21 protein-coding genes and 2 tRNA genes are annotated in these 21,570 nt (G+C 53.4%); 17 read left to right on the top strand and 6 right to left on the bottom strand.

The genetic code is table 11. The features are described 5' to 3' along the window. Nucleotides 1-123 precede the first annotated feature (123 nt). A tRNA-Asp gene (locus tag ACLJQJ_RS22180) sits at nucleotides 124-200 on the top strand. Between the two features lie 8 nt (nucleotides 201-208). Beyond that, nucleotides 209-284, top strand: a tRNA-Trp gene (locus tag ACLJQJ_RS22175). A 100-nt stretch (nucleotides 285-384) separates the two neighbouring features. On the opposite strand, the gene hdfR is transcribed toward ACLJQJ_RS22175, so the two are convergent. Then, complete coding sequence (hdfR, locus tag ACLJQJ_RS22170) at nucleotides 385-1,233, bottom strand: HTH-type transcriptional regulator HdfR (RefSeq protein WP_001541181.1); 849 nt, start codon at nucleotides 1,231-1,233, stop codon at nucleotides 385-387. A 106-nt stretch (nucleotides 1,234-1,339) separates the two neighbouring features. Between hdfR and maoP the strand changes: the two genes are divergently transcribed. Then, the gene (maoP, locus tag ACLJQJ_RS22165) at nucleotides 1,340-1,678 is read left to right on the top strand and encodes a macrodomain Ori organization protein MaoP (RefSeq protein ID WP_000840996.1); all 339 of its coding nucleotides are present in this window, start codon (nucleotides 1,340-1,342) and stop codon (nucleotides 1,676-1,678) included. 24 nt (nucleotides 1,679-1,702) lie between these two features. Here maoP and ACLJQJ_RS22160 read toward each other — a convergent pair whose 3' ends face one another. Beyond that, complete coding sequence (locus ACLJQJ_RS22160) at nucleotides 1,703-3,223, bottom strand: YifB family Mg chelatase-like AAA ATPase (protein WP_000050219.1); 1,521 nt, start codon at nucleotides 3,221-3,223, stop codon at nucleotides 1,703-1,705. Nucleotides 3,224-3,574: 351 nt separating this feature from the next. On the opposite strand from ACLJQJ_RS22160, the gene ilvL reads away from it, so the two are divergent. The 9 genes from ilvL to ACLJQJ_RS22115 all read left to right on the top strand — a co-directional run bounded on the left by ilvL (nucleotide 3,575) and on the right by ACLJQJ_RS22115 (nucleotide 11,161). Then, nucleotides 3,575-3,673 carry an ilv operon leader peptide gene (ilvL, locus tag ACLJQJ_RS22155; RefSeq protein WP_001311244.1) on the top strand — a complete coding sequence of 33 codons (99 nt, stop codon included), beginning with the start codon at nucleotides 3,575-3,577 and terminating at the stop codon, nucleotides 3,671-3,673. A gap of 86 nt (nucleotides 3,674-3,759) precedes the next feature. Then, on the top strand, nucleotides 3,760-3,810 hold the full coding sequence (ilvX, locus tag ACLJQJ_RS22150; RefSeq protein ID WP_192930503.1) for a peptide IlvX: 51 nt from the start codon (nucleotides 3,760-3,762) through the stop codon (nucleotides 3,808-3,810). Nucleotides 3,811-3,812: 2 nt separating this feature from the next. After that, on the top strand, nucleotides 3,813-5,459 hold the full coding sequence (gene ilvG, locus ACLJQJ_RS22145) for an acetolactate synthase 2 catalytic subunit (RefSeq protein ID WP_001012555.1): 1,647 nt from the start codon (nucleotides 3,813-3,815) through the stop codon (nucleotides 5,457-5,459). After that, the gene (ilvM, locus tag ACLJQJ_RS22140) at nucleotides 5,456-5,719 is read left to right on the top strand and encodes an acetolactate synthase 2 small subunit (RefSeq protein ID WP_000983260.1); all 264 of its coding nucleotides are present in this window, start codon (nucleotides 5,456-5,458) and stop codon (nucleotides 5,717-5,719) included. The genes ilvG and ilvM overlap by 4 nt, the downstream gene beginning before the upstream one ends. Nucleotides 5,720-5,736: 17 nt before the next feature. Then, on the top strand, nucleotides 5,737-6,666 hold the full coding sequence (ilvE, locus tag ACLJQJ_RS22135; protein WP_000208532.1) for a branched-chain-amino-acid transaminase: 930 nt from the start codon (nucleotides 5,737-5,739) through the stop codon (nucleotides 6,664-6,666). A gap of 159 nt (nucleotides 6,667-6,825) precedes the next feature. Further along, nucleotides 6,826-8,676, top strand: coding sequence for a dihydroxy-acid dehydratase (gene ilvD, locus ACLJQJ_RS22130; protein WP_001127429.1), 1,851 nt, complete (start codon nucleotides 6,826-6,828; stop codon nucleotides 8,674-8,676). Nucleotides 8,677-8,678: 2 nt separating this feature from the next. Further along, nucleotides 8,679-10,223: a threonine ammonia-lyase, biosynthetic gene (gene ilvA, locus ACLJQJ_RS22125; RefSeq protein ID WP_001518457.1), complete on the top strand. Its 1,545-nt coding sequence runs from the start codon at nucleotides 8,679-8,681 to the stop codon at nucleotides 10,221-10,223. 282 nt (nucleotides 10,224-10,505) lie between these two features. Beyond that, nucleotides 10,506-10,823 (top strand): type II toxin-antitoxin system RelE/ParE family toxin, encoded by a 318-nt coding sequence (locus ACLJQJ_RS22120; protein ID WP_000535852.1) that lies wholly within the window; start codon nucleotides 10,506-10,508, stop codon nucleotides 10,821-10,823. Then, the gene (locus tag ACLJQJ_RS22115; protein ID WP_050068010.1) at nucleotides 10,820-11,161 is read left to right on the top strand and encodes a helix-turn-helix domain-containing protein; all 342 of its coding nucleotides are present in this window, start codon (nucleotides 10,820-10,822) and stop codon (nucleotides 11,159-11,161) included. The genes ACLJQJ_RS22120 and ACLJQJ_RS22115 overlap by 4 nt, the downstream gene beginning before the upstream one ends. A gap of 2 nt (nucleotides 11,162-11,163) precedes the next feature. On the opposite strand, the gene ilvY is transcribed toward ACLJQJ_RS22115, so the two are convergent. Continuing rightward, entirely contained in the window at nucleotides 11,164-12,051 is an 888-nt protein-coding gene (ilvY, locus tag ACLJQJ_RS22110; protein WP_000365798.1) for an HTH-type transcriptional activator IlvY, read from the bottom strand. 164 nt (nucleotides 12,052-12,215) lie between these two features. On the opposite strand from ilvY, the gene ilvC reads away from it, so the two are divergent. Further along, nucleotides 12,216-13,691, top strand: coding sequence for a ketol-acid reductoisomerase (gene ilvC / locus ACLJQJ_RS22105; protein WP_000024943.1), 1,476 nt, complete (start codon nucleotides 12,216-12,218; stop codon nucleotides 13,689-13,691). A gap of 93 nt (nucleotides 13,692-13,784) precedes the next feature. Here ilvC and ppiC read toward each other — a convergent pair whose 3' ends face one another. Beyond that, a complete protein-coding gene (gene ppiC, locus ACLJQJ_RS22100; RefSeq protein ID WP_001096806.1) occupies nucleotides 13,785-14,066 on the bottom strand; it encodes a peptidylprolyl isomerase PpiC in 282 nt (93 codons plus the stop codon). A 193-nt stretch (nucleotides 14,067-14,259) separates the two neighbouring features. Between ppiC and ACLJQJ_RS22095 the strand changes: the two genes are divergently transcribed. From ACLJQJ_RS22095 to rep, 4 genes are all read left to right on the top strand, one after another. Then, nucleotides 14,260-14,961 carry a Crp/Fnr family transcriptional regulator gene (locus tag ACLJQJ_RS22095; RefSeq protein ID WP_063809673.1) on the top strand — a complete coding sequence of 234 codons (702 nt, stop codon included), beginning with the start codon at nucleotides 14,260-14,262 and terminating at the stop codon, nucleotides 14,959-14,961. A gap of 28 nt (nucleotides 14,962-14,989) precedes the next feature. Then, nucleotides 14,990-15,733 (top strand): nucleoside phosphorylase, encoded by a 744-nt coding sequence (locus ACLJQJ_RS22090; protein WP_001182428.1) that lies wholly within the window; start codon nucleotides 14,990-14,992, stop codon nucleotides 15,731-15,733. Then, nucleotides 15,733-16,461: a nicotinamide riboside transporter PnuC gene (gene pnuC, locus ACLJQJ_RS22085; protein ID WP_017442088.1), complete on the top strand. Its 729-nt coding sequence runs from the start codon at nucleotides 15,733-15,735 to the stop codon at nucleotides 16,459-16,461. Before ACLJQJ_RS22090 ends, pnuC begins: the two co-directional genes overlap by 1 nt. Nucleotides 16,462-16,560: 99 nt before the next feature. Further along, nucleotides 16,561-18,585 carry a DNA helicase Rep gene (gene rep, locus ACLJQJ_RS22080; protein WP_001238842.1) on the top strand — a complete coding sequence of 675 codons (2,025 nt, stop codon included), beginning with the start codon at nucleotides 16,561-16,563 and terminating at the stop codon, nucleotides 18,583-18,585. Nucleotides 18,586-18,624: 39 nt separating this feature from the next. Here the strand turns inward: rep and gppA are convergent, their stop codons facing one another. Continuing rightward, nucleotides 18,625-20,106 carry a guanosine-5'-triphosphate,3'-diphosphate diphosphatase gene (gene gppA / locus ACLJQJ_RS22075; protein WP_063809674.1) on the bottom strand — a complete coding sequence of 494 codons (1,482 nt, stop codon included), beginning with the start codon at nucleotides 20,104-20,106 and terminating at the stop codon, nucleotides 18,625-18,627. A gap of 136 nt (nucleotides 20,107-20,242) precedes the next feature. Further along, nucleotides 20,243-21,508: an ATP-dependent RNA helicase RhlB gene (rhlB, locus tag ACLJQJ_RS22070; RefSeq protein WP_000047525.1), complete on the bottom strand. Its 1,266-nt coding sequence runs from the start codon at nucleotides 21,506-21,508 to the stop codon at nucleotides 20,243-20,245. Between the last annotated feature and the right edge of the window lie 62 nt (nucleotides 21,509-21,570).

The following is a 21,570-nucleotide window of genomic DNA, read 5'->3' as shown; positions in this document are numbered from 1 at the left end:
AGAAGTGAAACGCCGTAGCGCCGATGGTAGTGTGGGGTCTCCCCATGCGAGAGTAGGGAACTGCCAGGCATCAAATTAAGCAGTAAACTGATGTAAAAATCAGTGGTTGTAAAAGAATTCGGTGGAGCGGTAGTTCAGTTGGTTAGAATACCTGCCTGTCACGCAGGGGGTCGCGGGTTCGAGTCCCGTCCGTTCCGCCACCCTAATTAGGGGCGTAGTTCAATTGGTAGAGCACCGGTCTCCAAAACCGGGTGTTGGGAGTTCGAGTCTCTCCGCCCCTGCCAGAAATAATCCTTAGCATCTGCTAAGGATTTTTTTTGCCTAAAATTACCTGATTATCTGATCAGGTAATCGTAAGTTCCCTTCTTTTTCTTTTCATCATTTTCATTGTTCATCCAGCACATCCGTTTTTAACAGATCGCAGATCAGCGAGTATTTATCGCTGTTTTGCAGCCAAATAGCGTATAGTGGCCGTGAAAGCGTTGCGCTGTCGGCAACGGTATGTAATCCGCCCTTTTCATTTGCCCAGTTTACAGGAAGCCAGCTACAGCCATTTAATGCGCTAAGCTGCTGTCGGGCGAGTTCGGCTGAGCTGGTTGTTAATACCGGCACTTCATCTGCTGCGATCAGCCCTGTTTCATGCTGTTGGAAGTCTGGTCCCCACTCCAGCCGCAGATAATTGAGTTCTGATTTCTTACGGGCAGGGCTGCTGCAATATAACGCCAAAGTGAAGTGCCCTAACAGCTGACTGCTGAACTCATCCATTTTGGGCGCTTCGGTAGTAATGAGGAGATCAAGCTGGCGTTCATGAAGTTGCTTCACAAGCGATTGCCGTTGAGCGATTCTGGCTTCGAACTGCAGGCCGCTTTGCGGCTCCTGTAGTTGGTACAGTCGCCCCAGCCAGGCGTTAAGCATACACTCCCATAAAGACGCGCTGGCGCCGATGGAAAACTCGTTATGGCGTGAGGTATGCGCCACCTCTTTACGTGCCGCCTGCCACGTATTCATCAGCGTTTCCGCATACGGTAAAAGTTTTTCGCCAGCCGTGGTTAAACGGATATTGTTTCTGTGCCGCGTAAAAAGGTTTACGCCCAGTTGATTCTCCAGTTGCCTGATACGAAAGCTCACCGCGGATTGCGTCAGGTAAAGTGCTTCTGCGGCCCGCCCGAAATGGCGTGTCCGGCTAACTTCCAGGAAAGTTTTTAACAATTCCGTATCCACTGTGCTCTCCACAAAATTATTTGTCGTTATGATTTAAATGTTTTGTTTTACACTCTGTCAAGCGTAACTAATACTCCGCGCCATAAATAGCTCAGACAAAGAATTAGGAGCGTGCAGGATGGCGGAAAGCTTTACGACGACTAATCGATATTTTGACAATAAACATTATCCACGTGGATTCTCTCGTCACGGTGATTTCACGATTAAAGAGGCACAACTGCTTGAGCGTCATGGTCATGCCTTTAATGATCTGGATCTTGGCAAGCGTGAGCCTGTGACTGAAGAAGAGAAGCTGTTTGTAGCGGTATGTCGCGGCGAACGCGAGCCGGTAACGGATGCAGAACGCGTCTGGTCCAAGTATATGACGCGTATCAAGCGTCCAAAACGCTTCCACACCTTGTCTGGCGGCAAGCCGCAAGTTGAAGGCGCAGAAGACTACACCGAAGCTGATGATTAATAAAAAGGGCGTAATGCCCTTTTTTTACGCCAACAGCTTTTGCAAATGAATTAACAACCTGTCTATCGCCCGATAGCTTACCGCTTCCTGCAAATGCTGACGTGAGATCTGGTCAGCCAGTTCTATGTCGGCAATGGTTCTGGCCACTTTTAGTAAACGCTGCCAGGCGCGAATGGATAATCCAAGATGCACCAGCGTGTCTTCAAGCCAGCGGGCATCATCGTGATGCAAAACACAATATTTTTGGATTTCGCGACCCTCCAGACGCGCGTTTAACTTCTTCTGGCGTCGGTACTGCCGTTCATGGGCGGCGATGACCCGCTTTTTTACCGTAGCGCTGCTCTCACCCTTTGAGGCGTGTTGGCTAAGAATCCCGGGCGGAGGAAGTGGTATCTCAAGCGAAAGGTCAAAACGATCAAGAAACGGGCCTGACAACCGATTAAGGTAACGTAGTGTCTGTTCTGGCGTGCAGCGATTATGGTTTCCCTGATAATGTCCGGTCGGGCTGGGATTCATTGCGGCGATTAACTGGAACCTGGCAGGGTACGTTATTTTCGCTCTGGTACGGGATAAATGAATTTGACCGGATTCTATAGGTTCACGTAGCGCATCCAGTGTGCGTCGTTCAAATTCAGGCAATTCATCAAGGAACAAAATTCCGTTGTGCGCCAGCGATATCTCCCCCGGGGCGGGTATTGCGCCGCCGCCGACCATAGCAGTAAGTGAGGCGCTATGATGAGGTGAGCGAAAGGGACGTTGCTGCCATCGTTTTTGTACCGTATCGGCATTAACCAGACTGAGGATCGCGGCGCTTTCCAACGCCTCTTCATTGCTTAATGGTGGAAGAATCCCGCTCAGTCGACTGGCCAGCATGGTTTTACCCGTACCCGGCGGGCCGATCAATAGCAGATTATGCCCCCCTGCCGCTGTAATCTCCAGGCCGCGTTTACCCTGCTCCTGACCGATCACATCGCGAAGATCGGCAGTTGCGGTAGACGATGCCATATCCTGAGCTAAAGGTCTTTCCAGGGCGTGTTTCCCTTCCAGAAAGGCGCAGACGGTTTGTAGATGATCGGCGATAAAACATCCTTCTTTGCTGATAAGCCCAACCTCCGCCGCGTTCTCTGTTGCGACGATAATATTTCTGCCGGCCCTGATGGCTTCCGTTGCACTTGATATTGCGCCAGGAACGCCGCGTAATGCGCCTGTAAGCGCTAACTCACCCACCAGCTCATATGCCTCAAGATTCGACGCTGTAAGCTGCTCAGACGCGGCCAGAAGCGCAACAGCAATAGGCAGGTCATACCTTCCGCCCTCTTTCGGTAGATCGGCTGGAGCAAGGTTAATGGTTATTTTTTTAGCCGGAAATTCATATCCGCTATTAATAATCGCACTACGTACCCGGTCACGCGCCTCTTTTACCGTGGTTTCCGGTAGGCCAACCATGGTTAATCCCGGTAATCCATTACTGATATGCACCTCTATAGTGATAGGCGGCGCATTGACGCCAAGTGCGGCGCGAGTATGAACAATCGCCAGTGACATAATCCCTCCTGTTACGTGGATTATGCGGGATAGAAGAGAAAATCGAATTACTGACTTTTTGTTTTTTAGCGGCTGCTTCCTGAATTTTGGCGTCATTTTCAGGTAAGAAACATCAAACTGGAAGAACGCTCGCAGAAGCGAAAAGAAGGAAAACAGGGTGTAGAGTGCGCCAAATGGGGGAGGAAAACGTGAAAATTTTTCAGTTGCTAATTTTTCTTATAAAAAACAAAGCACTTTTAGGCATTCACCTGCATTATCTGAAACATGGTTAAAAAAATATCTTGTGCTATTGGCAAAACCTATGGTAACTCTTTAGGTATTCCTTCGAACAAGATGCAAGAATAGACAAAAATGACAGCCCTTCTACGAGTGATTAGCCTGGTCGTGATTAGCGTGGTGGTGATTATTATCCCACCGTGCGGGGCTGCACTTGGACGAGGAAAGGCTTAGAAATCAAGCCTTAACGAACTAAGACCCCCGCACCGAAAGGTCCGGGGGTTTTTTTTGGCCTGAAAAACTTAAGCGAGGAGCAGAGCGTGAATAACAGCATAAAATTCTGTTTCTCAAGATTTACGACGGGGATGTAACTATGAACGGGGCACAGTGGGTGGTACATGCTTTGCGAGCGCAGGGGGTGAAAACCGTATTTGGTTATCCTGGCGGCGCAATTATGCCGGTTTACGACGCGTTGTATGACGGTGGTGTGGAGCATTTGTTGTGCCGACACGAGCAGGGTGCCGCAATGGCGGCAATCGGTTATGCCCGTTCTACCGGCAAAACCGGTGTTTGTATCGCCACTTCCGGCCCTGGCGCCACTAACCTGATCACTGGCCTGGCGGATGCGTTGTTAGATTCGGTCCCCGTCGTCGCGATCACGGGTCAGGTTTCCGCCCCGTTCATCGGCACTGATGCGTTCCAGGAGGTGGATGTGTTAGGCCTGTCGCTGGCCTGTACCAAACACAGCTTCCTGGTGCAGTCGCTGGCAGAGCTGCCTCGTATCATGGCAGAGGCTTTTGAAGTCGCCAACGCTGGCCGTCCTGGCCCGGTTCTGGTGGATATCCCGAAAGATATCCAGTTGGCCAGCGGTGAGCTGGAACCCTGGTTTACTACCGTTGCTAACGAAGCGACCTTCCCGCAGGCTGATGTTGAACAGGCGCGCCAGATGCTGGAACAGGCGAAAAAACCCATGCTGTACGTCGGCGGTGGTGTTGGTATGGCGCAGGCGGTTCCGGCGCTGCGTAAATTTATCGCGGTAACGCAAATGCCAGTTACCTGCACGCTGAAAGGGCTGGGGGCTGTTGAAGCTGATTATCCGTACTATCTGGGCATGCTGGGAATGCACGGTACTAAAGCGGCTAATTTCGCGGTGCAAGGGTGTGATTTACTGATCGCAGTGGGTGCACGTTTTGATGACCGGGTGACCGGTAAGCTGAATACGTTTGCGCCGAACGCCAGCGTAATCCATATGGATATCGACCCGGCGGAAATGAACAAACTGCGTCAGGCACACGTCGCGTTGCAGGGCGATTTAAATTCGCTGTTGCCGGCATTACAGCAACCGCTGAAGATCGACGCATGGCGTCAGTCCTGTGCAGAGCTGCGCGCAGAACACGCCTGGCGCTATGACCATCCTGGCGAGACTATCTATGCGCCGTTGTTGTTGAAGCAATTGTCGGAACGCAAACCCGCAGACAGCGTGGTGACGACGGATGTGGGGCAGCATCAGATGTGGTCAGCCCAGCATATGACTTACACCCGCCCGGAGAACTTCATCACTTCCAGCGGTCTGGGGACGATGGGATTCGGCTTACCGGCGGCCGTTGGCGCGCAAGTAGCGCGACCGAATGATACCGTTATCTGTATCTCCGGTGACGGCTCCTTCATGATGAATGTTCAGGAGTTGGGCACCGTAAAACGCAAGCAGTTACCGTTGAAGATAGTCTTACTCGACAACCAGCGGTTAGGGATGGTTCGACAATGGCAGCAACTGTTTTTCCAGGAGCGATATAGCGAAACCACCCTGACCGATAACCCCGATTTCCTCATGCTGGCCAGCGCCTTCGGCATTCCAGGCCAGCACATTACTCGTAAAGACCAGGTTGAAGCGGCACTCGACACGATGTTGGCAAGCGAAGGGCCGTACCTGCTTCACGTCTCAATCGACGAACTTGAAAATGTCTGGCCGTTGGTGCCGCCTGGCGCCAGTAACTCTGAAATGCTGGAGAAATTATCATGATGCAACATCAGGTCAATGTATCGGCACGCTTTAATCCAGAAACCTTAGAACGTGTTTTACGCGTGGTGCGCCATCGTGGTTTTCAGGTGTGCTCCATGAATATGGAAGCCGCGACCGATGCGCAGAATATAAATATTGAATTGACCGTTGCCAGTCCCCGGTCGGTCGACTTACTGTTTAGTCAGTTAAGTAAACTGGTAGATGTTGCGCATGTCGCAATCTGCCAGAGCGCTGCCACATCACAACAAATCCGCGCCTGAGCGCAAAAGGAAGAAAAATGACGACGAAAAAAGCTGATTATATTTGGTTCAATGGCGAGATGGTGCGCTGGGAAGACGCGAAGGTTCACGTAATGTCTCACGCGCTGCACTACGGTACGTCGGTATTTGAAGGGATTCGGTGCTACGACTCTCACAAAGGCCCGGTAGTGTTTCGTCATCGTGAACATATGCAGCGCCTGCGCGACTCAGCAAAAATTTATCGTTTTCCGGTTTCCCAGAGTATTGATGAGCTGATGGAAGCCTGCCGCGAAGTGATCCGCAAAAACAACCTGACCAGCGCCTATATCCGTCCGTTGGTATTTGTCGGCGATGTCGGTATGGGCGTTAACCCACCCCCGGGATACACTACTGACGTCATCATCGCCGCGTTCCCGTGGGGGGCATACTTGGGCGCCGAAGCGCTGGATCAGGGGATCGATGCGATGGTTTCTTCCTGGAATCGCGCTGCGCCGAACACCATTCCAACCGCTGCGAAAGCGGGCGGTAACTACCTCTCCTCACTGCTGGTGGGTAGCGAAGCGCGCCGCCACGGCTATCAGGAAGGCATCGCCCTGGATGTAAACGGCTATATCTCCGAAGGCGCAGGTGAAAACCTGTTTGAGGTAAAAGATGGCGTGCTGTTTACTCCGCCGTTTACCTCTTCCGCGCTGCCAGGCATTACTCGCGACGCGATCATCAAACTGGCGAAAGAGCTGGGTATTGAAGTGCGCGAGCAGGTGCTGTCCCGTGAATCGCTGTATCTGGCCGACGAAGTATTTATGTCCGGAACCGCGGCAGAAATTACTCCGGTACGCAGCGTTGATGGTATCCAGGTAGGTGAAGGCCGTTGCGGCCCTGTTACCAAGCGTATTCAACAAGCCTTCTTTGGTCTCTTCACTGGAGAAACCGAGGATAAATGGGGCTGGTTGGATCCGGTAAATTCATAATAAATAAAGTTAATATTTTCCCAAATAATTTGCGTCACAGGAAGGCGGCAACGCAGCAAATCCCCAGAAGCTTACTGTCGTAAGTGACTGGGGTGAGTGAGGCAGCCAACGCACCTGTGGCGTGAAGTATGAAGGGAAAAGATGGGGAGTAAATAAAGCATGCCTAAGTACCGTTCCGCCACCACCACCCATGGTCGTAATATGGCGGGTGCCCGCGCGCTGTGGCGCGCCACCGGAATGACCGACAGTGATTTTGGCAAACCGATTATCGCCGTGGTGAACTCATTCACTCAGTTTGTGCCGGGTCACGTTCATCTGCGCGATCTCGGTAAGCTGGTCGCCGAACAGATTGAAGCTTCCGGCGGTGTGGCGAAAGAGTTCAACACTATTGCCGTGGATGACGGGATCGCCATGGGGCACGGGGGTATGCTCTATTCACTGCCGTCGCGCGAGCTGATCGCCGACTCCGTGGAGTACATGGTGAACGCTCACTGCGCTGACGCGATGGTGTGTATCTCCAACTGCGACAAAATCACCCCGGGGATGCTCATGGCCTCGCTGCGCCTGAATATTCCGGTGATCTTTGTCTCCGGCGGCCCGATGGAAGCCGGGAAAACCAAGCTTTCAGACAAAATTATCAAGCTGGATCTGGTTGATGCCATGATTCAGGGAGCGGACCCGAAAGTCTCTGACGATCAAAGTAACCAGGTGGAGCGTTCCGCCTGTCCAACCTGCGGCTCCTGCTCCGGCATGTTTACCGCTAACTCCATGAACTGCCTGACCGAAGCGCTGGGCCTGTCGCAGCCGGGCAACGGTTCGTTGCTGGCGACCCATGCTGACCGGAAGCAGTTGTTCCTCAATGCCGGTAAGCGGATTGTTGAACTGACTAAACGCTATTACGAGCAGGATGACGAAAGTGCACTGCCGCGTAACATCGCCAGCAAAGCCGCGTTTGAAAACGCCATGACGCTGGATATTGCGATGGGCGGTTCGACCAATACCGTTCTGCATCTACTGGCGGCGGCTCAGGAAGCGGAAATCGACTTCACCATGAGTGATATCGACAAGCTGTCCCGCAAGGTGCCGCAGCTGTGTAAAGTGGCGCCAAGTACCCAGAAATACCATATGGAAGACGTTCACCGTGCCGGCGGTGTGCTGGGTATTTTAGGCGAGCTGGATCGCGCCGGGCTGCTGAACCGCAACGTGAAAAACGTATTAGGCCTGACGCTGCCGCAAACGCTGGAACAGTACGACATCACGGTTACGCAGGACGAAGCGGTTAAAAAAATGTTCCGTGCTGGCCCTGCCGGTATCCGTACTACCCAGGCGTTCTCGCAGGATTGTCGCTGGGATTCGCTGGATGACGACCGCGCAGCGGGTTGCATCCGCTCGCTGGAATATGCCTATAGCAAAGACGGCGGTCTGGCGGTGCTGTATGGCAACTTCGCCGAAAACGGCTGCATCGTTAAAACCGCGGGCGTCGATGACAGCATCCTTAAATTCACCGGCCCGGCTAAAGTGTATGAAAGCCAGGACGACGCGGTAGAGGCAATTCTCGGCGGCAAAGTAGTGGAAGGCGATGTAGTCGTGATCCGCTACGAAGGGCCGAAAGGCGGGCCGGGAATGCAGGAAATGCTCTATCCGACCAGTTTCCTGAAGTCGATGGGGCTGGGCAAAGCCTGCGCGCTCATCACCGATGGGCGTTTTTCCGGCGGGACTTCCGGTCTCTCTATTGGCCACGTTTCGCCGGAAGCGGCCAGCGGCGGCACTATTGCGTTGATTGAAGATGGCGACACTATTGCGATTGATATCCCGAACCGCAGCATTCAGTTGCAGTTGAGTGAGGCTGAAATCGCCGCACGCCGCGAGGCGCAGGAGGCTCGTGGCGACAAAGCCTGGACGCCGAAAAATCGTCAGCGTCAGGTTTCGTTTGCCCTGCGTGCCTACGCCAGCCTGGCGACCAGCGCCGATAAAGGCGCGGTGCGCGATAAATCGAAATTGGGAGGTTGATGATGGCGGAATCTCAACCTCTGTCAGTCGCGCCGGAAGGGGCGGAGTATCTGCGCGCGGTGCTACGCGCGCCAGTATACGAAGCGGCGCAGGTGACGCCGCTGCAAAAAATGGAAAAGCTCTCGTCACGTCTGGACAACGTTATTCTCGTCAAACGCGAAGACCGGCAGCCGGTACATAGCTTTAAGCTGCGCGGCGCTTACGCGATGATGGCCGGATTGACCGAAGAACAAAAAGCCCACGGCGTGATTACCGCGTCGGCGGGGAACCATGCACAGGGCGTGGCGTTCTCCTCCGCGCGGCTTGGCGTGAAGTCGCTGATCGTCATGCCAAAAGCAACGGCGGATATTAAAGTCGATGCGGTACGCGGTTTTGGCGGCGAAGTGCTGTTGCACGGCGCTAATTTTGATGAAGCGAAAGCGAAAGCTATTGAGCTGGCGCAGCAGCAGGGTTTTACCTGGGTGCCGCCGTTTGATCACCCAATGGTGATCGCCGGGCAGGGCACGCTGGCGCTGGAACTGCTTCAGCAGGATTCGCATCTCGATCGTGTCTTTGTGCCGGTTGGCGGCGGCGGCCTGGCGGCGGGCGTAGCGGTACTGATCAAACAATTGATGCCGCAAATCAAAGTGATTGCCGTCGAAGCGGAGGATTCCGCCTGCCTGAAAGCGGCGTTGGAAGCCGGTCATCCAGTGGATCTCCCGCGCGTTGGGTTATTTGCTGAAGGCGTGGCGGTAAAACGCATCGGCGACGAAACCTTCCGGCTGTGTCAGGAATATCTCGACGACATTATTACAGTCGATAGCGACGCTATCTGCGCGGCGATGAAAGATCTGTTTGAAGATGTGCGTGCGGTGGCGGAGCCGTCCGGCGCGCTGGCGCTGGCGGGGATGAAGAAATATATCGCCCAGCACAATATTCGCGGCGAACGCCTGGCGCACGTCCTTTCCGGCGCCAACGTCAACTTCCACGGCTTGCGCTATGTGTCTGAACGCTGCGAGCTGGGGGAACAGCGCGAAGCGTTACTGGCGGTGACCATTCCGGAAGAAAAGGGGAGCTTTCTCAAATTCTGCCAGTTGCTTGGCGGGCGTATGGTCACCGAATTTAACTACCGTTTTGCCGACGCGAAAAATGCCTGTATTTTTGTCGGCGTACGCGTCAGTCAGGGGCTGGAGGAGCGAAAAGAGATTATCACCCAACTGTGCGACGGCGGTTATAGCGTAGTGGATCTCTCCGACGATGAAATGGCGAAGCTGCATGTGCGCTATATGGTCGGCGGACGCCCCTCCAAGCCATTACAGGAGCGTTTGTATAGTTTCGAATTTCCGGAGTCGCCCGGCGCGTTGCTCAAATTCCTGCATACGCTTGGCACGCACTGGAATATTTCGCTATTCCATTACCGTAGCCACGGTACCGATTATGGCCGCGTGTTGGCGGCGTTCGAGTTAGGCGATCATGAGCCGGATTTCGAAACCCGGCTGCATGAGCTGGGCTATGAATGCCATGATGAGAGCAATAACCCGGCGTTCCGGTTCTTTCTGGCGGGTTAATTCAGCGTTTAGTTTTTCGGGCCCACAAAGTAAAGTGGGCCTGATATCCAGATATTATCTTCCCTCAGTTATTGGGCTTTTCTGCCAGCCCGGAGCATCCACTCATTTCATTTTGCGAGACGTTTTCCAGAAGGCGCCCAATCTGCTTGTGGTGAAACTCGGCTCACCATATCGTTAGCACCGCCATCACTTGCACCTGCTAAAAACAATGTATAAAATTTTATACACAAGGATGTTATGTTACTCACCCGAGCTCTCTCCAATGAAAAAGAAATTCGATGGGTGGGATCTTCTCTGGAGGATCTCCTGGCTTTTCCCATAACGGTACGTAAAGCAGTCGGTTATCAGCTTCACAAAATTCAGTATGGAATTGAACCCGATGACTGGAAACCGTTTTCAGAAATTGGGGCTGGGGTAAATGAAATTCGTATTCGTGACAACAATGGTATCTATCGCGTTATGTATGTCGCTAAGTTTGAAGAAGCACTCTACGTTTTGCATAGTTTCCAAAAACAGACGCAACAAACCAGTCAGCATGATAAAAACATCGCCAGAACGCGTTATAACCGGGTGGTGCAACAACGGAGAAACAGCTTGTGATTGCCAAAACTGATAGTGATATTCGCCATGTGACGCCATCTGGCGGTAATGTTTTTGCTGATTTGGGGTTTGATAAGCAGGACGCAGAAAAGTTTTACGCTGATTCCCTGAGTGAAATCGAAAACACGTTAGCCATTAAACAACAGCTCATGGAAGAAATTACCCTCTGGATTACGCGAAACCAGATGAAGCAAGCCGAGGTTGCTACAGTTTTGCATATATCCCGACCGCGCGTTTCGGATGTCGTCAACAAGAAATGCAGCAAATTCACCATTGATGCTCTGGTGAATATGCTTAGCCGTATTGGGAAGCCTGTTCGGGTAATGGTAGGGCCGTAAAACTAATTCGGTAAAATCTTCCAGAACGCATCAATCAGCGGCTCATGCAGCCGCTTTTTTTGCGCGCAGACGCCAAGCTCAAACGGTGTTTTTTCATCGCTGCGCTCTAAAATCATTACGCGATTACGTACCGGCTCCGGGCTGTTTTCCAGCACCACTTCCGGCAGCAGCGCCACGCCGCAGCCCAGTGCCACCATTGAGACCATCGCTTCGTGACCGCCGACGGTGGCGTAAATCTGCGGATTGCTGATTTTATGGCGGCGGAACCATAGCTCAATGCGGCGGCGTACCGGCCCCTGATCGGCCATGATAAACGGCACCGTCGACCAGTCGGGCTTATCAACCGAAACCTGATTACGCACCGGGCAGGGCAGCGCCGGGGCGATCAGCACCACTGCCAGATTCTCCAGCATCGAAAACGCCACCGCGCCGGGCAGCGTTTCTGGTTTGCCGGCGATTGCCAGGTCCGCTTCTCCCGTTACCACCTTTTCCATCGCATCGGCAGCATCTCCGGTCGTCAATTTGATTTCAACAGAAGGGTGTTCGGCGCGAAAACGGTCGAGGATCGGCGGCAGATGACTGTATGCCGCGGTCACTGAACAGAAGATATGGAGTTCGCCGGAAAGGGACGGCCCCTGCTGATCGAGGGTATGGCGCAACTGCTGATATTGCAAAAGCGTCTGTTGGGCAAACACTCGCAGCTCTTCGCCGGCTTCGGTCAGCGTGACGGTGCGGTTATCGCGCACAAATAGCGGCTGGCCGAGATCTTCTTCCAGCCGCTGAATCTGCCGGGAGAGCGTGGAGGGGCTGACGTGCATCGCCCGCGCGCTGCGGCCAAAGTGGCGGCTTTCCGCCAGATGCAGGAAGGTTTTTAGATCGCGTAAATCCACAGACAGACCTCCGGTTTTTGACGTTGCATAAACCGCAACATAACGTTGTGAATATATCAATTTCCGCAATAAATTTCCTGTTGTAATGTGGGTTCATTCGCACAGATAGCAATCTGTAAACCGAACAATAAGCGCGACAACACAACATCACGGAGTACACCATCATGGCTAACTACTTTAATACACTGAATCTGCGCCAGCAGCTGGCGCAGCTGGGTAAATGCCGCTTTATGGGCCGCGACGAATTCGCCGACGGCGCGAGCTACCTGCAGGGTAAAAAAGTGGTCATCGTCGGCTGTGGCGCTCAGGGGCTGAACCAGGGCCTGAACATGCGTGATTCCGGTCTGGATATCTCCTACGCCCTGCGTAAAGAAGCGATTGCTGAGAAGCGTGCTTCCTGGCGTAAAGCGACCGAAAACGGCTTCAAAGTGGGTACCTACGAAGAGCTGATCCCGCAGGCGGACCTGGTGGTTAACCTGACGCCGGACAAACAGCACTCCGACGTGGTGCGTTCTGTACAGCCGCTGATGAAAGACGGCGCGGCGCTGGGCTACTCCCACGGCTTCAACATCGTCGAAGTGGGCGAGCAGATCCGTAAAGACATCACCGTGGTGATGGTAGCGCCGAAGTGTCCGGGCACCGAAGTGCGCGAAGAGTACAAACGTGGTTTCGGCGTGCCGACGCTGATCGCCGTTCACCCGGAAAACGACCCGAAAGGCGAAGGCATGGCGATTGCGAAAGCCTGGGCTGCGGCCACCGGCGGTCACCGTGCGGGCGTACTGGAATCTTCTTTCGTTGCGGAAGTGAAATCTGACCTGATGGGCGAGCAGACTATTCTGTGCGGTATGCTGCAGGCCGGTTCTCTGCTGTGCTTCGACAAGCTGGTGGCAGAAGGCACCGACCCGGCATACGCCGAAAAACTGATTCAGTTCGGCTGGGAAACAATCACCGAAGCGCTGAAGCAGGGCGGCATCACCCTGATGATGGACCGTCTGTCTAACCCGGCGAAACTGCGTGCTTACGCGCTGTCCGAACAATTGAAAGAGATCATGGCGCCGCTGTTCCAGAAACACATGGATGACATCATCTCCGGCGAATTCTCTTCCGGCATGATGGCTGACTGGGCTAACGACGATAAGAAACTGCTGACCTGGCGTGAAGAGACCGGTAAAACCGCGTTCGAAACCGCGCCGCAGTTTGAAGGTAAAATCGGCGAGCAGGAGTACTTCGATAAAGGCGTGCTGATGATTGCGATGGTGAAAGCGGGCGTTGAGCTGGCGTTCGAAACCATGGTCGATTCCGGCATCATCGAAGAGTCCGCTTACTACGAATCACTGCACGAACTGCCGCTGATCGCGAACACCATCGCCCGTAAGCGTCTGTACGAAATGAACGTGGTTATCTCCGATACCGCAGAATACGGTAACTACCTGTTCTCTTACGCTTGCGTACCGCTGCTGAAACCGTTTATGGCGGAATTGCAACCGGGCGATCTGGGTAGTGCTATCCCGGAAGGCGCGGTAGACAACGCACAGCTTCGCGACGTGAACGACGCGATTCGTAGTCATGCGATTGAGCAGGTAGGTAAGAAACTGCGCGGCTATATGACGGATATGAAACGCATTGCGGTAGCGGGTTAATGTAGGCAGTGTCGGGTGGCGCTAGCGCTTACCCTACCTACAAAATCAAGCAGACGATGTAGGCCGGGTAAGGCGTAGCCGCCACCCGGCTTTTTATTTGCGATACAATACTTTAATGATGTGGTAACCGAACTGAGTATGCAGCGGGCCGGTTGGCTCCAGTACCGGGCAGGAAAAGACTACTTTATCGAATGCCGGAACCATCTGGCCCTGACGAAATTCGCCTAAATGACCGCCTTTTTTACCGGATGGGCAGATAGAATGCTTCTTCGCCAGCTTCTCAAAATCGCCGCCGTTTTTAATTTGCTCCAGAAGATCTAAAGCCAGTTTCTCTTCTTTTACAAGGATATGCAGTGCTGCTGCCATTTTTGCCATTATTGTGTTCTCACGTCGCAAAGATTGGCCGTCACTTTATCACTCCTTAGGCCGTCAGACATATACTCTTCGCCATTACAGGACAGATGTCCCGCCTGATTTAATGAACCGGGAGATAAGCGGCATTTTTAGCAGGCGTATTTCGGATGTACGGGACGGCGGTCCTGTCCTTTCTGACAAGGGGCGAGATACCATGGACATAATGAAAAACGCAGAATTTCCAGACGACTGGCTTTTAGGGCTACGCCAGGTCGTACGCGACCCAGTGCTCTATGAATTACTCAAATACTGCCCGTTGGAAATCATGCAGTGCTGGCGATTTGACGACATTTCCCGCGGCGCGCTTATCTGCCGCCAGGGGGAAATATGCCAGCAATTTTCACTCATCGTGGCCGGCGAAGTGGATGTTTTTTACGAAGCTGAAGATGGACGCCGTTACCGGCAGGCGCGTTATGGCAAAGGAGATATGCTGGGCGAGCTAGAGATATTTGAGTCGCGGCATTACATCTGTTCTGTCGTAGCCGTCGGCAATGTACAGCTACTCAGCCTGCCGCAAGCGCATTTTTGCCGCTGGCTGACGCTGGATAACCACTTTAACCAGCGAATGCTGCGGTTTTTCAGCCAACAGTATTACCAGTTGTCGAAAAAGGCCAGTAGCGACAATTTGTACTCGCTGCATCAGCGCGTATGCCAGGCATTATGGCTGCGTTATCAACAATATGAATCAACCACTATTTTGCTTGATAAGCAGAATCTTGGTCAGGAATTTGCGGCGACGACGCGCAGTATCAACCGGATACTGCACGATCTGAAATCGCTGAACATTATCGATACCGACGGTGAGCGGATCATTTTACTGGCTCCTGAAAAACTCAAACAGGAGGCGGAAATCTGAACCTCTCAGAACAATAAGGAGACGGGAGATGCAACCCCATATTCGGCTTAACACAAGCATGACCCGCGCGAAATATGCGCTTTTGCCCGGCGATCCCGGGCGGGTGGATAGAATCGCCCGTTTTCTTGATAAGGCTGAGATTCTGGGGCAAAACCGGGAGTTTCGCGCGGCGCGCGGTTGGTATCAGGGGGTTGAAATAGTCGTGCTCTCCACGGGAATCGGCGGACCGTCAACCGCTATCGCCATTGAGGAGTTACGCCAGGTTGGCGTCAACACGCTAATCCGTATCGGTAGTTGCGGCGCGTTGCAGGACTCGCTGGCGTTGGGCGATGTGATCATCGCCCACGGCGCGGTGGCTGACGACGGCGCCAGCAAAACCTATGCGCCCGCCAGTTATCCGGCCTGTGCGGACCCGTATCTTACCGCCACGCTGATACAGCAGGCGAAACAGATGAACATCTCTGCCGTTTGCGGGCTGGTGCGCAGCCATGACAGTTTTTATACCGATCGCGAAGCTGAACTGGATGCCGAATGGTCGGCCAGGGGAGTTCTCGGCGCGGATATGGAAACCGCCGCGCTGATGGTGGTGGGGGCGTTACGAGGGCTGCGTACCGCGTCGTTGCTAAACGTGGTCGTCGCGCATAGTGGCTGTCTGGAGAGCAGCATTAACCATTATGTTCAGCAGGAAACCTTGTGCCAGCAAGGTGAAGAGCGCCAAATTTCTCTGGCGCTTCAGGCCATTTATTTCGATAGTTTGCAAGGAGAGCAATGATGGACTTTTTCAGCATTAACAATGTAATGGTCAACATTCCTCTCGGCGAGGGTGGGTATGCGCTGTCGTGGATTGAGGCGATCGGCACCGTCTTTGGCTTATTGTGCATCTGGTGCGCCAGCCGGGAAAAAATCGTTAATTACCTGTTTGGTTTGATTAACGTCACTCTGTTTGCCGCCATCTTTTTTCAGATTCAACTGTATGCCAGCTTGCTACTTCAGGTGTTTTTCTTTGCGGCGAATATTTACGGCTGGTACGCATGGAGCCGGCAGAATGACGCCCGGGAAGCCGCTCTGAAAGTACGCTGGCTTTCTCGTCAACAAACATGGAGGTTGGGGGGCGTATGTATTATCGCCATTCTGCTGATGACGTGGTTTATCGATCCGGTCTTCGCTATGTTGACCCGCGTTATGCTCGCTCTGCTGCAAACGGTAGGTATGCAGGTGGCGATGCCTGAACTCCAGCCGGATGCGTTCCCGTTCTGGGATTCCACCATGCTGGTGTTGTCGATTGCGGCGATGGTGCTGATGACCCGCAAGTACGTGGAAAACTGGCTGCTGTGGGTGATTATTGATGTAATTAGCGTCGTGATCTATGCAGTACAGGGCGTTTATGCGATGTCGCTTGAGTATGTTCTGCTGACGGCGATCGCGCTAATGGGTTCTTTCAGTTGGATCAAGAGCGCACAGCGTAATGGCTATACGCCGCTTGCCGCCAGAGCCTGCTGATTGACCTTTTCCTGGCTGCCTGAAAAGGCAGCCAGGTCTTCTCTGGGCCTCGCTTTCTGCTACAATCCCTCCCCCGTTCGAAGATTGAGCACTATTCCCATGCGTTTAAATCCCGGCCAACAACACGCTGTCGAATTCGTCACCGGACCCTGCCTGGTGCTGGCAGGAGCGGGTTCTGGTAAAACTCGCGTAATTACCAATAAAATCGCCCACCTGATCCGCGGATGCGGCTATCAGGCCCGGCATATTGCGGCGGTGACGTTTACCAACAAGGCAGCGCGTGAGATGAAAGAACGCGTCGGGCAGACGCTCGGCCGTAAGGAAGCGCGCGGTTTGATGATCTCCACCTTTCATACGCTAGGGCTGGATATTATTAAGCGCGAGTACGCTGCGCTGGGGATGAAATCGAACTTTTCATTGTTTGACGATACCGACCAGGTCGCCTTGCTCAAAGAGCTGACCGAAGGCCTGATCGAAGACGACAAGGTTCTGTTGCAACAGCTGATCTCCACGATCTCCAACTGGAAAAACGATCTCAAAACGCCTGCACAGGCAGCGGCGGGGGCGAAAGGTGAACGCGATCGTATTTTTGCCCACTGCTACGGGCTTTACGACGCCCATATGAAGGCATGCAACGTTCTCGATTTTGATGATTTGATTTTGCTGCCGACGCTGCTGCTGCAACGCAATGACGAGGTGCGCGAGCGCTGGCAGAATAAAATTCGTTATCTGTTGGTGGATGAATATCAGGATACTAACACCAGCCAGTATGAGTTGGTTAAGCTGCTGGTCGGGCAACGCGCGCGCTTTACGGTCGTAGGCGATGACGATCAGTCTATCTACTCCTGGCGCGGGGCGCGTCCGCAAAACCTGGTGTTACTGAGCCAGGACTTTCCGGCGCTGCAGGTGATTAAGCTGGAGCAAAACTATCGTTCTTCGGGCCGCATCCTGAAAGCGGCGAATATTCTCATCGCCAACAATCCGCACGTCTTTGAAAAGCGCCTCTTTTCCGAGCTCGGTTACGGCGCGGAACTTAAAGTGTTAAGCGCAAACAATGAAGAGCATGAAGCTGAGCGCGTTACCGGCGAACTGATTGCCCATCACTTTGTGAACAAGACCCAGTACAAGGATTACGCCATTCTGTATCGCGGGAATCATCAGTCGCGGGTATTTGAAAAATTCCTCATGCAGAACCGCATTCCGTACAAAATTTCCGGCGGCACCTCATTCTTCTCCCGTCCGGAGATTAAAGACCTGCTGGCCTACCTGCGGGTGTTGACCAACCCGGATGATGACAGCGCTTTCCTGCGCATCGTGAATACGCCAAAACGCGAAATCGGTCCGGCTACTCTGCAAAAGCTGGGTGAATGGGCAATGACGCGTAATAAGAGCCTGTTTACCGCCAGCTTTGATATGGGGCTTAGCCAGAAGCTGACCGGACGTGGTTACGATTCATTGACGCGTTTTACCCACTGGCTGGGGGAAATCCAGCGTCTGGCCGAACGCGAGCCTGTCGCCGCCGTGCGCGATCTCATCCACGGTATTGACTATGAATCCTGGTTGTACGAAACCTCGCCGAGCCCCAAAGCGGCGGAAATGCGTATGAAAAACGTTAATCAGCTCTTTAGCTGGATGACTGAGATGCTGGAAGGCAACGAACTCGATGAGCCGATGACGCTCACCCAGGTGGTTACACGCTTTACGCTGCGCGATATGATGGAGCGCGGCGAGAGCGAAGAAGAGCTGGATCAGGTACAGTTGATGACGCTTCATGCGTCGAAAGGACTGGAATTCCCGTATGTCTATATGGTGGGAATGGAAGAAGGATTTTTGCCGCATCAAAGCAGCATTGACGAAGACAATATTGAGGAAGAGCGTCGGCTGGCCTATGTCGGGATCACTCGTGCGCAGAAAGAGCTCACCTTTACATTATGTAAAGAGCGCCGTCAGTATGGGGAACTGGTGCGCCCGGAACCCAGTCGCTTCCTGTTAGAACTGCCGCAGGATGATTTAATCTGGGAGCAGGAGCGCAAAGTGGTAAGCGCTGAGGAGCGAATGCAAAAAGGGCAAAGTCACCTGGCTAATCTGAAAGCCATGATGGCGGCAAAGCGAGCGAAATCGTAGGCCGGATAAGCGAAGCGTCATCCGGCAATCAGACTACGGTTAGCGAACGTCCAGCGGCCAGTGTACATAGCTTTGCCACTGGCTTTCCTGATCAATCAACTCTTTACCCAGCGGGTGATGCGCCAGCCAGTCGTCAGGCAAGGTTAACGTCAGATTTTCATTTAGCGCCTGTAGCGTAATTTCTGGTACCAGATCGTCACGACGGCGACCGGCAAAAAGAATCGCCAGTCGCAGCAAACGGCATAGCTGTTCCGCAACACGGGGCGGTACCGCGTTTTGCTGATGAAGCGAAGAGAGATCGACCGGATTGGTCTGATTCAGTAAGAGGGTGGCGAGCAACTTTTTCTGCGCGGGCGTATAGCCAGGCAGATCCAAATGGCGTACTAAATAGGCGGCATGATAGGGCGCCTGTTTAAAATCAACGCTCAGACCGATCTCATGCAACTGGCAAGCGCTAAGCAACAGTTCACGACTGATAGGTTCAATATGCCAGGCATTTTCTACCTGTTTGAGGAAGTTATCTGCCAGCTTCGCCACACGATTTGCCTGATCGGTATCGACGATAAACCGACGCTGAATGTTTCGCAGCGTGCGGCTGCGGATATCCTGATCTACCGCCAGATGCAACATCCCATACACCAGCCCTTCGCGTAACGCGCCGCCTGCCAGCGTCATGCTCTGGATGTTCAGCTCGGTAAATATCGCGATTAGAATAGCCAGCCCGCTTGGGAAAACCAGCGCGCGCTCCAGCGTCAGGCCTTCGATTTCCAGCTCTTCCAGACGCCCGCACTGTATCGCGCGTTGTTTTAGCTGCTGCAGTTTGGCGAGCGTAATGCGCTCGTCCATCCCCTGCGCCATCATGATTTCCTGCAATGCCTGTACGGTGCCGGAGGCACCCACGCAGACCTTCCAGCCATGAAAACGCAGTTCATCGGCGACCGGACGCAGTACATCGCGCGCGGCTTTCTCCGCGTCATCAAAATTTTCTTGCGCCAGATTACGATCGCTAAAATAGCGTTCAAGCCACGTTACGCAGCCCATCGACAGGCTAAACAGCGACGTGGTTTGCGCGCCAGTGCCGGTAACCAGTTCAGTGCTGGCGCCGCCGATATCCACCACCAGTCGCTGATCTGCGCCGCCGGTGGTATGAGCGACTCCCTGATAAATCAGCCGCGCCTCTTCTTCGCCGCTGATAACCTGCACCGGACAACCAAGGATAGTCTGCGCTTTCGCGATAAATTCACCCGCATTGACGGCGAGACGCAATGTTGCGGTGGCAACCACGCGGATTTGTGGCTGCGGGATATCCTGCAAACGTTCAGCAAACAGACGCAGGCATTGCCAGCCGCGTTCCATCGCTTCGGCTGAAAGGTGGTTGTCGTGGTTCAGACCCGCGGCCAGACGCACCTTGCGTTTTATTCGGGTCAGCGTCTGGATGCTTCCCGCCGCCTCGCGCACGACCAGCATATGAAAACTATTGGAACCGAGATCAATGGCGGCATACAACGAGGTGGAATTCATACACTTCATCCTTCAACCTGTATCCGTGTTGGCTGCGTACTCTCCCCTGAATCATTTACTAAAGTAAGCTCATCGGGATTTGTTTTCTTGCCGCCTTGATACAGGCTAATTGATTTTGTGTATGGCATAACTTTTCTTAACCTGAACGACGACGATTACGCGGAGCGCCAGCGCGGCGCGGACCATTGCCAGGACGCGAACGCGTCAGACGCAACGGCTTGGGCAGATCGTTCATGAGCGCTTCCGGATTGTATTTGCTGACCGGAATCGAGTGGCCGATATAGCTCTCAATGGCGGGCAGATTCAGCGCATACTCTTCGCAAGCCAGGCTGATGGAATGTCCGCTGGCGCCAGCGCGACCGGTACGACCGATACGGTGAACATAGTCTTCACAATCATCTGGCAGATCGTAGTTAAAGACGTGCGTTACGGCGGGGATATGCAACCCGCGCGCCGCGACATCGGTCGCCACAAGAATATCCAGATCGCCGCGGGTGAACTCATCCAGAATCCGCAGGCGCTTTTTCTGCGCGACGTCGCCGGTCAGCAGACCAACACGATGGCCATCTGCCGCCAGATGTCCCCAGATATCTTCGCAACGATGCTTGGTGTTGGCGAAAATAATGGCGCGATCCGGCCACTCTTCTTCGATCAGCGTTTGCAGTAAACGCATTTTCTCTTCATTAGAGGGGTAGAAAAGCTCTTCTTTAATGCGGTGGCCGGTCTTTTGCTCCGGTTCCACTTCAACATATTCGGCGTTGTTCATCTGTTCAAACGCCAGCTCGCGAACCCGATAAGACAGGGTGGCGGAGAACAACATGTTCAGACGCTGCGCAGCCGGCGGCATACGACGGAACAGCCAGCGGATATCTTTAATAAAGCCCAAATCGTACATGCGATCGGCTTCATCGAGTACGACGACCTGAATGGCGCCGAGGTTAATGTGGTTTTGTTTGGCGTAGTCGATCAGTCGGCCCGTCGTACCAATAAGAATATCAACGCCGCTTTCCAGCACTTTAAGCTGCTTGTCGTAACCATCGCCGCCGTAAGCCAGGCCTAATTTTAAGCCTGTCGCTTGCGCCAACGGCTCCGCGTCTGCGTGAATTTGTACGGCTAATTCACGCGTCGGCGCCATGATCAGCGCGCGCGGCTGGTTCACCTTGCGATCGTCGATCGCGGGATGAGAAAGTAAATAATGAAACGTTGACGTCAGAAACGCCATCGTTTTCCCGGTACCGGTTTGCGCCTGCCCTGCAACGTCACGACCCGCCAGCGTTAGCGGAAGGGCCAGTGCCTGAATGGGCGTACAATTATAAAACCCTTTTTTTTCAAGGGCTTCAACCACCTGTGGGTGCAGGGCGAAGTCGGAAAACTTCTGTTCTGTTAAATGTGTTTTGCTCATAGTGTGGTAGAATATCAGCTTACTATTGCTTTACGAAAGCGTATCCGGTGAAATAAAGTCAA

The sequence above is a fragment of the Salmonella sp. SAL04202 genome, from assembly GCF_046550775.1.
In the GTDB taxonomy this organism is placed as follows: Bacteria; Pseudomonadota; Gammaproteobacteria; order Enterobacterales; family Enterobacteriaceae; genus Salmonella; species Salmonella enterica.
Note: the sequence above shows the minus strand (reverse complement) of the source record. Positions and strands in the feature narration are given on the sequence as shown.

Coding starts and splice junctions, on each gene's coding strand:
- rhlB (WP_000047525.1), bottom strand. CDS start 21,508: ATGAGCAAAACACATTTAACAGAACAGAAGTTTTCCGACTTCGCCCTG.
- ACLJQJ_RS22095 (WP_063809673.1), top strand. CDS start 14,260: ATGGACATAATGAAAAACGCAGAATTTCCAGACGACTGGCTTTTAGGG.
- ilvE (WP_000208532.1), top strand. CDS start 5,737: ATGACGACGAAAAAAGCTGATTATATTTGGTTCAATGGCGAGATGGTG.
- rep (WP_001238842.1), top strand. CDS start 16,561: ATGCGTTTAAATCCCGGCCAACAACACGCTGTCGAATTCGTCACCGGA.
- ilvD (WP_001127429.1), top strand. CDS start 6,826: ATGCCTAAGTACCGTTCCGCCACCACCACCCATGGTCGTAATATGGCG.
- ilvG (WP_001012555.1), top strand. CDS start 3,813: ATGAACGGGGCACAGTGGGTGGTACATGCTTTGCGAGCGCAGGGGGTG.
- ilvM (WP_000983260.1), top strand. CDS start 5,456: ATGATGCAACATCAGGTCAATGTATCGGCACGCTTTAATCCAGAAACC.
- gppA (WP_063809674.1), bottom strand. CDS start 20,106: ATGAATTCCACCTCGTTGTATGCCGCCATTGATCTCGGTTCCAATAGT.
- ilvA (WP_001518457.1), top strand. CDS start 8,679: ATGGCGGAATCTCAACCTCTGTCAGTCGCGCCGGAAGGGGCGGAGTAT.
- ACLJQJ_RS22090 (WP_001182428.1), top strand. CDS start 14,990: ATGCAACCCCATATTCGGCTTAACACAAGCATGACCCGCGCGAAATAT.
- maoP (WP_000840996.1), top strand. CDS start 1,340: ATGGCGGAAAGCTTTACGACGACTAATCGATATTTTGACAATAAACAT.
- ilvC (WP_000024943.1), top strand. CDS start 12,216: ATGGCTAACTACTTTAATACACTGAATCTGCGCCAGCAGCTGGCGCAG.
- ppiC (WP_001096806.1), bottom strand. CDS start 14,066: ATGGCAAAAATGGCAGCAGCACTGCATATCCTTGTAAAAGAAGAGAAA.
- pnuC (WP_017442088.1), top strand. CDS start 15,733: ATGGACTTTTTCAGCATTAACAATGTAATGGTCAACATTCCTCTCGGC.
- ACLJQJ_RS22160 (WP_000050219.1), bottom strand. CDS start 3,223: ATGTCACTGGCGATTGTTCATACTCGCGCCGCACTTGGCGTCAATGCG.
- ilvL (WP_001311244.1), top strand. CDS start 3,575: ATGACAGCCCTTCTACGAGTGATTAGCCTGGTCGTGATTAGCGTGGTG.